This is a genomic window from Pseudomonas sp. UBA6699 (assembly GCF_002454615.1).
Classification (GTDB): Bacteria; Pseudomonadota; Gammaproteobacteria; order Pseudomonadales; family Pseudomonadaceae; genus Aquipseudomonas; species Aquipseudomonas juntendi.
In genome coordinates this window covers 1-622 of the sequence record NZ_DKJF01000068.1, presented here as the reverse complement: position 1 = coordinate 622, position 622 = coordinate 1, and the positions used below count along the sequence as shown (strand labels likewise).

The following is a 622-nucleotide window of genomic DNA, read 5'->3' as shown; positions in this document are numbered from 1 at the left end:
GATCGTCGGCGGCCTGGCCCTGGACTACTGCGTCAAGACCACCGCCCGGCAACTGCGCCAGGCCGGCTTCGAGGTGCTGCTGTACCTGCCGGCCTGCCGTGCGCTGACTCAGGCAGGCGCTATCGAGGCGTGCGGCGCCTTGGCCGCCGAAGGGGTCATCCTCTGCGGCGACGAAGCCGCGCTCGACCACCAGCTTGCCCTGATCAAGGAACAACGCCCATGAGCGAAAGTGTTTTCGGCCCACGCATCATCCAGAACCTGCTGGACACCGACTTCTACAAGATCACCATGATGCAGGCAGTGCTGCACAACTACCCCAACGCCGAGGTGGAATGGGAGTTTCGTTGCCGCAACGACGAAGACTTGTCTCCCTACCTGGCTGAAATCCGCTACCAGGTAGAACAACTGGCCGAGGTCACGGTGACCCACGACCAGTTGGCCTATCTGGAGAAAATCCCCTTCCTCAAACCGGATTTCATTCGCTTTCTAAGCCTGTTCCGTTTCAACCTGCGCTATGTACAGGTGGGCCTGGACGCCGCCGGGCAACTGGCAGTGCGCGTACGCGGGCCTTGGTTGCATGTGATTCTCTACGAGATCCCGCTGCTGGCGATCATCAGCGAGG

At 61.3% G+C, this 622-nt stretch carries 2 pseudogenes; both read left to right on the top strand.

What is annotated here, in order from left to right:
* Positions 1-223 (top strand): annotated as a pseudogene (locus tag B3361_RS13120) (isochorismatase family protein); the annotation flags it as partial.
* Positions 220-622 (top strand): annotated as a pseudogene (locus B3361_RS13115) (nicotinate phosphoribosyltransferase); the annotation flags it as partial. The pseudogenes B3361_RS13120 and B3361_RS13115, both read left to right, overlap by 4 nt.